Origin of the sequence: Halomonas urmiana (assembly GCF_005780185.1) — a bacterium.
Lineage (GTDB): Bacteria > Pseudomonadota > Gammaproteobacteria > Pseudomonadales > Halomonadaceae > Halomonas > Halomonas urmiana.
Window position 1 is genome coordinate 1 of record NZ_VBUI01000051.1, and the last position, 8,256, is coordinate 8,256.

9 protein-coding genes are annotated in these 8,256 nt (G+C 66.1%); 2 read left to right on the forward strand and 7 right to left on the reverse strand.

Translation table 11 applies throughout. The features are described 5' to 3' along the window. Window positions 1-138: 138 nt before the first annotated feature. Complete coding sequence (locus tag FEI13_RS18475) at window positions 139-1,509, forward strand: CHAD domain-containing protein (protein ID WP_275668769.1); 1,371 nt, start codon at window positions 139-141, stop codon at window positions 1,507-1,509. Here FEI13_RS18475 and FEI13_RS18480 read toward each other — a convergent pair. Together FEI13_RS18480 and FEI13_RS18485 are read right to left on the reverse strand one after the other, a co-directional pair. Next, entirely contained in the window at window positions 1,477-2,055 is a 579-nt protein-coding gene (locus FEI13_RS18480) for a TonB-dependent receptor domain-containing protein (RefSeq protein WP_138182965.1), read from the reverse strand. The genes FEI13_RS18475 and FEI13_RS18480 overlap by 33 nt on opposite strands. Beyond that, entirely contained in the window at window positions 2,036-2,227 is a 192-nt protein-coding gene (locus FEI13_RS18485; protein ID WP_138182966.1) for a hypothetical protein, read from the reverse strand. Before FEI13_RS18485 ends, FEI13_RS18480 begins: the two co-directional genes overlap by 20 nt. Before the next feature lie 316 nt (window positions 2,228-2,543). Between FEI13_RS18485 and FEI13_RS18490 the strand changes: the two genes are divergently transcribed. Next, a complete protein-coding gene (locus FEI13_RS18490; protein ID WP_138182967.1) occupies window positions 2,544-2,762 on the forward strand; it encodes a hypothetical protein in 219 nt (72 codons plus the stop codon). A gap of 129 nt (window positions 2,763-2,891) precedes the next feature. Here the strand turns inward: FEI13_RS18490 and FEI13_RS18495 are convergent, their stop codons facing one another. The 5 genes from FEI13_RS18495 to FEI13_RS18515 all read right to left on the reverse strand — a co-directional run bounded on the left by FEI13_RS18495 (window position 2,892) and on the right by FEI13_RS18515 (window position 8,091). Next, the gene (locus FEI13_RS18495) at window positions 2,892-3,920 is read right to left on the reverse strand and encodes a hypothetical protein (RefSeq protein WP_138182968.1); all 1,029 of its coding nucleotides are present in this window, start codon (window positions 3,918-3,920) and stop codon (window positions 2,892-2,894) included. Between the two features lie 102 nt (window positions 3,921-4,022). Further along, entirely contained in the window at window positions 4,023-5,093 is a 1,071-nt protein-coding gene (locus tag FEI13_RS18500) for a porin (RefSeq protein ID WP_138182969.1), read from the reverse strand. 400 nt (window positions 5,094-5,493) lie between these two features. Next, a complete protein-coding gene (locus tag FEI13_RS19305; RefSeq protein ID WP_240036576.1) occupies window positions 5,494-6,642 on the reverse strand; it encodes a ProQ/FINO family protein in 1,149 nt (382 codons plus the stop codon). A 127-nt stretch (window positions 6,643-6,769) separates the two neighbouring features. Beyond that, complete coding sequence (locus FEI13_RS18510) at window positions 6,770-7,321, reverse strand: dihydrofolate reductase (RefSeq protein ID WP_240036577.1); 552 nt, start codon at window positions 7,319-7,321, stop codon at window positions 6,770-6,772. After that, window positions 7,318-8,091: a thymidylate synthase gene (locus tag FEI13_RS18515; RefSeq protein ID WP_240036579.1), complete on the reverse strand. Its 774-nt coding sequence runs from the start codon at window positions 8,089-8,091 to the stop codon at window positions 7,318-7,320. The genes FEI13_RS18510 and FEI13_RS18515 overlap by 4 nt, the downstream gene beginning before the upstream one ends. Window positions 8,092-8,256 lie beyond the last annotated feature (165 nt).

The following is an 8,256-nucleotide window of genomic DNA, read 5'->3' on the forward strand; positions in this document are numbered from 1 at the left end:
ATGGCTGACGCTGAGCGCCGTAGGAATCCTCTTCCTTCCCGCCGCAGGCGGCAACGTCCTGAGACGTTGAGGGAGAGAAGGATGTCAACGCAGTGACAACGATCGATCAGGCGGACATTCATGCGGCAACTTATCTTGATGCGCCACGCCAAGGCGAAGCGTGGCAGCAAGAAGATGGCCGATCACGACCGGCCACTCAGCAAGCGAGGCAGGCGTCAGGCGGCTGCCATGGCTGAGGCCATGCGGCACTGGAAGGACCTGGAGGGCGAGATTCACGTCAGCGGTGCGACGCGCACGCACGAAACCCTCGATGAGATGGCGAAGCGTCTGCCCGAGCTGGCCTTGAGCGAGCGAGCGGACTTCGACGAGGCGCTGTACACCTTCGACGCCAACGCCCTGCTTGCCTGGCTGCAGGGGCTGCCCGATGCCACCGAGAGGGTACTGGTGATCGGCCACAACCCAGCCCTGCTGGAACTGGCCCGTTGGCTCTGCCCTACGGCGCCGGATGAGCTGCCCACCGGTAGCATGCTGCATCTTTCTCTGCCCGATACCCCCTGGCAGTCGCTGGAAAGACATTGCGCCGAGCGCATGGTCAGCCTGACGCCGGAACAGGCCAGCCATGCGCTCTTTGAGCGCCGCGCGCCCGAGTCGCCCAAGCTGGACAAGCTTGGGCCCAAGCGGCGCATCCTGGAGATGTTGGCGCACCAGTATCGACGGGTACGAGCCCTGGAGCTGGGCGTGGTGGCCGGGGTCGATGCGGAATTTCTGCACCAGTATCGCGTCACCCTGCGACGCAGCCGGGCCATCGGCGAATCCGTGCTCACCACGATCAAGGTACCCGGCCTGAAGAAGCGGCTGAAGCGACTCAAGCGCCGTGCCCAGGCGACCAGCGACCTGCGTGACCTGGACGTCTTCCTGGAAAGCCTGACCGTGACCCCGCCGCCGCTGACATCTCGCTCCCGTCAGGCGCTGGAGCGCTGGTTGCAGGCCCGCCGTGAGGAGGCGCACGCGTCGCTGTGCCGGCAGCTCGTTCAACCCGACTATGCCGAGGTGATGCAGGACTGGTGGGACTTTATCAACTCCCGGGCATTCAAGCAGGCGCTGGCCGGGCTTTCCAGCAAGCGCATCGCATCGGTGCTGATCGAGCGCCTCGAGCGCCACGATCAGGCGCTTGCCGCGCTGACCCTGGAGAGCGATGACGAGGCACTACACGACCTGCGCAAGGCAGTGAAACGCGTCCGCTACCTGGCCGAGCTGGACCCGAAGCGCCACCGCGAGTTCCTGTCGGGGCTGAAGCATCGCCAGCGTTTGCTGGGTGACTTTCAGGATCTGTGCACTCGTCAGGCCTGGATCGAGGCCTTTGCCGCCAGCGCCCGCAACGCCCCCAGGCGCAAGCGCGAATGCGACGCCTGGCGAGCGGCCCTGGAGGAACAGAAGCAGGCCCTGCGAGAGGAGATCATGGCGCTGGCGCCCCTATCAGGAACCTACCGCGAAGCGCTCAAGCGCTGACCCCTCGCGACCGACTCGCCCCGGCCGTCCGCGGGCATCGGAGAAGCGCGCCGTCAGGCCGGCTTCCCAGGCCTCGCGCACGTGGAACTGCGAGAGTCGCCCACGCAGCGGCGCGATATCGGCGAGGGCGCCGCCATCGTCGAGGTTGTCGCCGCGTACCCAGCTCAGCTGTCCGCGCGTTTCCCAGTGCCGGGCCCAGCGCAGATCGCCGGAGAGCTCCACGCCATAGAGCGTCGCATCGATATTGCGGTACGTGCTCACCCCGCTGGCCGTCTCGGCGCGGAAGATATAGTCGTCGACGCGGTCGGCGAAGGCCGTCAGCTCGATCCCGGCATGTGCCAGCCGACGCTCGATGCCCACGTCGAGCTGGTGAGGCTGGCATAGAGGGTGTCGATGTCGTTCAGGCGCTGCTCTCCGCTGCGTGTAGTTGTCCATCACGTGATCGATGGTCGTGAGCTGCAGGCGATTCTCCATCCGCAGGGTGTCAGAGAAGGCGTGATCGAGACGCGCCCGCAGGGTGTCGTTGTCACTCTTTGGAGAATCCATGCCGGCGCCGTCGGCGCCGGCGACTGACGGGCGTGAGCGACAACTCGCCGGGCACGCCGGCGCTCCCTTCGATGATCATGGTGGCTGAGGGTCTCGCGGCCTGGACAGTACCGATCCAGGCAGCGGCGATGCAGGCCACCAGCGGCAGGCCACGACGCGTTGGCGTGATCATGTCTCGTCTCTTTGAAATTAAGTTATGAGATAGAAGAATAATAAATCGAAGGGACATGACCGAGAATGGGTCAGGTTGCCGCATCAGCCTGGAGCACCCCGGATCCGGCTTTCCGGCACCATCGGGTGTCGATTCGCGTCACCATGGCGCCGGGACAGACCGCTGGCCGGGTGCTACGGAACGTGGTCGCCTGCTGAATCCGGTGCCATAGTGCAAGAGGGTCCGTTGCCCGCTGTAAGGAACGCGAGCAGGGAGACACCAACTAAATAGGACCTGGTGGCAGGTCCTGACCATTTCGTCACATGTGAGGTGCCCCATGAACATCAAGACGCTGACTGCCGGCTTCCTGACCCTGCTGCTGATGGGCGGTGCCGCGCACGCCATGGACTCCGAGGCCATCGAGAAGCACATGGCCGAGATCAACGAGGACTACGTCAAGACGTCTGAGCAGGAGGGCGAGGTCGAGGCGCTCGAGCAGAAGGTCGAGGCACTCGAGGAAATGATCCAGATGATGCTCGACGACCAGGATTCTTGACGGCCAGCGGGCCCTCGATGCCTGATACCGTAACGCCCAACAAAGAGGCCCGCGGCGCCTGTGCGCCGTGGGCCTCTTCATCTCCAAGGATTGCCGTCTGCCACGGCAGCCGCGACACGCTTGCGGGCGTTACCGCTTCTGCACCTTGAGCTCGTAGTTGTTGACGCCGGACATCGCCGAGCCGAACTTCTGGCCCTGTACGCGGATGCGGTAGCGGCCCGGTGACAGCTCGGCCTCCATGTCCACGTCGCCATCGAAACCCTCGCCGGCGCCCTCGGCCACTACCCGGCCGTCGGCGTCCAGCACCTCGAGGGCGATCCGATAGGTGTCCTCGTAGCCGGTCGGATAGGTCGAGGTCGTGATGGCGACCCGGCCCGGCTCGGCCACGTCGAAACTCAGCACCTCACCCCGGGCGCGGATCTTCACGTCGGTGACGATGGTCGCAAATCCTTGGGATGTCGCCTCCTGGGTGGACTGTGGCGCCTCGGCAGCCGCGCCGGATGCTTGCTTCGCGGCGGCGGCGGTCGCCGCCGCCCCCGCAGACGCGGCATCCGCGGGAGTTGACGAAGCCTCCGCCGAGCCGCCCAGGGTCGCCACGGCATTATCGCCCTTGACGAAGACGGAGCCCCCGCCGTCGAGCTGCTCGCCGCTGAAGAAGATGCCCTCGCCGTCGCTGACGCCATCCGCGAGACGCTGGCCGTTGGCATCCAGCCCCACGATGCGAATGGAATAGGCATCGCCCGCCGTGCCGCGGGTGCCGAAGCGCTGGGCCTCGACGCGCAGCGTATAGTCGCCGGGCACCAGGCGCTGGCGCAGGGCCAGGCCGCCGTTCTGCCCCATCGCCTCGCGGCGGGCGATCACCTGCCCCTGCTCGTCCTCGAGGACGGCGGCGATGCGATAGTCGTCGGAGTAGCCGGCGGTGACCCGGCTCTCGAACAGGTAGGTGCCCGCTTCCTTGACCGTGAAATCGTGGGCGTTGGCGCCCCCGAACAGGAAGCTGCGGCTCTGGGCATCGGTCTCGGCGGTAAAGAACCCGGTCAGATCCATGCCCCGCCCTTCCTCGCGGAAGCGCTCCTCCAACTCGCTGGCCAGGGCCGGCGCCGTGGTCAGGGTCAACCCCAGCGCCATGAGTCCGGCGGTGACAATCGGTTGTTTCATGTGACCTCGCTTGCGTTCGTTCTCGACCAATGAAAAAAGCCGATCCCGGGGGATCGGCTTTCGTTGTTCTTCCCTCATCGCAGGTTACACCCGCGAGGGGTTTTAGAACAGGTAGGTCACGCCCACGCCAACGCCGTCACCTTCGTCGTTAGCGCGGTCGTACATGGCGTACTCGGACCAGACGTACATCGCATCGGAGATGTTGTAGTTGGCGCCCAGGATGACCTCGTTGTAGGTCTCGTCACGATCCTGCTCGTCCTGGAGGGTCTCGTCCAGCTCGCTCAGGAAGGTGCCGGCGCCCACGTCGACGTACTGGTAGGCGGCGTAGACGTCGCCCATGCCGTAGCCATAACGCGCGCTGACGCCATAGAAGTTGGTGTCGTCGCCGTCTTCGATATCGGAGTCGAAGCGCTCAACCTTGGCGGCTACACGAAGGGTATCGACGGTGTACTGGGCGGTGACACCGTACTGGTTACCCACGCTGTCGACTTCGCTGGTGTCAGCATCCTCGTACAGGACGTTGTCCAGGTTGTCGTAGACGGCGGCGATGGAGAACGCGCCGGCGGTGTACTTGGCGCCACCGAAGAAGGAAGCATTGCTGCCACCCTTGTCTGCCTCGCTATCGGCGGAGTCGAAGTCGCCCTTGTACTGGGTACCGACGGCGAACTGCAGGCCGCCGAAGGACGGTGAGGTGTAGGTCACCTTGTCGGTTTCCTGATTGGCACCGCCGCCGTGGGCGCCAGTGGAATCGGAAACGTCGAAGCCTTCGTTATTGGTGATCGGATCCTGAATCCAGTCGTCGATCAGCTGGTCGTAGGAGCCGAGACGGACGTCACCGAAGTTGCCCTTCAGGCCGACATAGGCCTGGTCACCGGAGTCGGTAGCATCGTTGGCCGTCTTCATCTCGTCGGCCTTGATGTCGTCGAACTCGAGCTTCAGGTAACCGGTCAGACCATCGTAGATAACGTGCTCGGCGGCGAAGCCGAAGGTGGTACCGTTATCGGCGATACCGTCTTGGCTTTCACCATCGGCGTTATCGGTATTGTAGTAGGCAATCTGGATATTGCCGTAGATGTCGAGCTTGGTGCCGTCCTGGTTGTAGACGGTGGCGGCCTGGGCGCCGGAAGCGGCCAGGGCACCGGCGATAGCAGTCGCTAACAGTGTCTTTTTCATTGCGATAGTTCCTTATTGACTAGCTTGCTGTTTCGATCGTGGCTGCCCGTTCTTGGTGAGCGGGTCAGCGGGCTTGGCCGGTCTTGGTGCCGGTTCTCGTGCCTGGGGCTCCCTCTCGGGAGGACAGGTCGCGAGCCAGACCGCGGCGAAGCCTGAGTTATAGTCCAATGCTCGCAAGAGGAACTCTATACCGGGGATTCGGGGAACGCAACAAGAAAAAAACACTGTTTTCATTCGTCGCGAACACCGTTCGTCCGTGCATCCTCCTGCCTGGCGAGATGGGCGCCGTACCGGCGAGCCCCATGCCCGAACCGGCGTGACGGCCGCCCAATCGAGCGCCTGGCGCGATGAGCGGATCCATCATGCCCTGCGAATATGACGAAGACAAGTCGGCGGGAAGTCAACGCTGGTTGTGCTTGGCCAGCAATGCGGAGAGCTTCTCGTCCAGGGTGGCGGCGGGCGCATCCGCCGAGGCGTTGGCGGCCGAGGGCGACGCCTGGGCGGGGCGGGGATCCCCGGCGCCTTTCTTGCCGGCCGGGGCGGCGGCAACGCCAGCGCTGCCCTGCCGGGCCTTGCCGTCGGGGTCGCCGTGACGCTTGGCGCCACCCCGTGTCCTGCCGCGAGCGGGCCCGGCGCGCTTCCGCTCTCGACGGTCGGCCTGCAGCCGCTCGAGCTTCTTGTGGGCGTGCTCGGCGGCGGTGGCGTCCACCTGCCCCACCGGCTCGCCGGCCAGGTCGAGGCGCCAGGCGCCCTCGCGCACCGACTTGAGGTAGCGCGGCAGGTTGACGTAGCAGGCCAGCGCCCGGCGCACGAGCTTCTCGGGCCAGGGCTCGCGCGCGGTCAGCTCCTCGTGGATGCCGATCTTGAGCGGCCGGGTATGGCCCTTGAAGAAGGTGGAGGAGTAGCGCCGATACCACTGATCGAGCAGCGCCTGGGGGGACGGCGCCTCGTCGCCGTGGGGAGGATTCGCCTCCGGCGCCTCGGCTGGCGCCTTGGGATCTTCGGCGGGAGAAGCGGCGGCCGTCTCGGCGGGCTCGATGGCGTCGTGCTTGGTGGCGTCGGGCTCGCCGTTGCGCGCGGGCGACCGGGCAGTGGGTTCGTCGGCCGGCTGCCGACGCGAGCGATCGCCGATCAGCGCCGCGAGCCCCTGCCCCCGTCGCGCCTGGCGATGGAAGAGCACGCTGCCGGCCTCGGCCTCGGCGGGGGCCTCGGCCAGCAGGCGCCGGTTGTGCGCCTCGAGCTCACGATTCTGCTCGACGAGCTCGCGGTTCTCCTCGGCGAGCTCCAGGCGCGTGGCTTCCAGGTCCTTGATGCGCGACTCGAGCTCGCTGCAGCGCTCGGCCAAGGCCTGGCGCGCGGCCTGCTCCTCGCGGACTTCGGCGGCCCGTTCGGCCTGGCTCGCCTCCAGCTCGACACGACGACGCTCCAGCTCGGCGAGCCGCGACTGCAGGGCATCCTGCTGCACGCGCGACTCCCGCAGCAGCGAAAGCAATGCCGAAGCGCGTTGCTCCAGCCGTTCCAGCAGGCGGGTTGAGCCTTCCTCGATCACGTCCTGTCCTCCAGTGCGCCTTGCCCTGACTCGTCCAGCCGTCGCCGGCATTAACCGGCAATGACCCCTGCTGCCCAGTCTGTGCCAGGCATGGCGCGGTGACAAATGTCGCCGACGGGCGACGCCATCAACGCCGCCGCCCTTTACATCGATGATACTGCACGAAATGGTAATCCGGCTGGCCCTCGGCGGGCGTGCCGGGCACACGCTGCAGCTCCTCCCACTCGTTCGGGTCGAGCGCGGGGAAGCGGGCATCGCCCTCGACCTCGATGTCCACCTCGGTGAGGTAGAGTCGGCTGGCGAAGGGCAGCGCCTGGGCGTAGATCTCGGCCCCGCCCATCACCATGATCTCCTCGACGCCGTCGATGGTGGCCTGCTGGTCGGCCAGCCTCAGGGCGGCGGCGAGGTCGTGGCAGACCCGCACGCCCTCAGCGTGGAAGTCGGGGTCGCGGGTCACCACGATGTTGAGGCGCCCGGGCAGCGCCCGGCCGATGGATTGATGGGTCTTGCGCCCCATCACCAGCGGCTTGGCCTGGGTCATCCGCTTGAAAAACTTCAGGTCCTCGGGCAGGTACCAGGGCAGCTGGTTGTCCACGCCGATCACGCCGTTGCGGTCCATGGCGGCGATCATCGCGATGGGGATCAGGGTCTCGTCGGTCATGCCGCGGGCCTCGCTCATACGGCCACCTGGGCCTTGATATGCGGATGGGGGTCGTAGCCTTCGATGGCGATGTGCTCGAAGCGAAACGCGAAGAGGTCGTCCACCGCGGGGTCGAGCACCAGGCGCGGCGCCGCACGCGGCGTGCGCGAGAGCTGCTGCTCGGCCTGCTCGAGATGGTTCAGGTAGAGGTGCGCATCGCCCAGGGTATGCACGAAGTCACCCGGCTCGAGCCCCGCGACCCGGGCGATCATCTGCGTCAGCAGCGCGTAGCTGGCGATATTGAACGGCACGCCGAGGAAGATATCCGCGCTGCGCTGGTAGAGCTGACAGGAGAGCCGCCCGTCGGCCACGTAGAACTGGAACAGGCAGTGACACGGCGGCAGCGCCATCTCGTCGACCAGCGCCGGGTTCCAGGCCGAGACGATCAGCCGACGCGAGCGTGGGTTGACGCGAATCTGCTCGAGCAGGGTCGCGATCTGGTCGACGTGGCCGCCGCGCGGGTCGGGCCAGCTGCGCCACTGGTAGCCGTAGACCGGGCCCAGATCACCGTGCTCGTCGGCCCACGCGTCCCAGATGCGCACCCCGTGCTCCCTGAGGTAGGCGATGTTGGTGTCGCCGGCCAAAAACCACAGCAGCTCGTGGATGATCGAGCGCAGGTGCAGCTTCTTGGTGGTGACCAGCGGAAAACCCCGCGACAGATCGAAGCGCATCTGGTGGCCGAACACGGAGCGGGTGCCGACGCCGGTGCGATCGTCACGCTGCGTGCCGTGATCGAGCACCTGGCGCATCAGGTCGAGATAGGGCTGTTCGAGGGCGGGCTGAGTATCGTCGGTCACGGAGGCGCCTGGGATGGTGAGTGGGGCGGACATTCTACAGGCTGGAAGCTGGAAGCTGGAAGCTGGAAGCTGGAAGCTGGAAGCTGGAAGCTGGAAGCTGGAAGCTGGAAGCTGGAA

Coding starts and splice junctions, on each gene's coding strand:
- FEI13_RS18495 (WP_138182968.1), bottom strand. CDS start 3,920: ATGAAACAACCGATTGTCACCGCCGGACTCATGGCGCTGGGGTTGACC.
- FEI13_RS18515 (WP_240036579.1), bottom strand. CDS start 8,091: ATGCGCCAGGTGCTCGATCACGGCACGCAGCGTGACGATCGCACCGGC.
- FEI13_RS18485 (WP_138182966.1), bottom strand. CDS start 2,227: ATGATCACGCCAACGCGTCGTGGCCTGCCGCTGGTGGCCTGCATCGCC.
- FEI13_RS18490 (WP_138182967.1), top strand. CDS start 2,544: ATGAACATCAAGACGCTGACTGCCGGCTTCCTGACCCTGCTGCTGATG.
- FEI13_RS18475 (WP_275668769.1), top strand. CDS start 139: ATGCGCCACGCCAAGGCGAAGCGTGGCAGCAAGAAGATGGCCGATCAC.
- FEI13_RS18510 (WP_240036577.1), bottom strand. CDS start 7,321: ATGAGCGAGGCCCGCGGCATGACCGACGAGACCCTGATCCCCATCGCG.
- FEI13_RS18500 (WP_138182969.1), bottom strand. CDS start 5,093: ATGAAAAAGACACTGTTAGCGACTGCTATCGCCGGTGCCCTGGCCGCT.
- FEI13_RS18480 (WP_138182965.1), bottom strand. CDS start 2,055: ATGGATTCTCCAAAGAGTGACAACGACACCCTGCGGGCGCGTCTCGAT.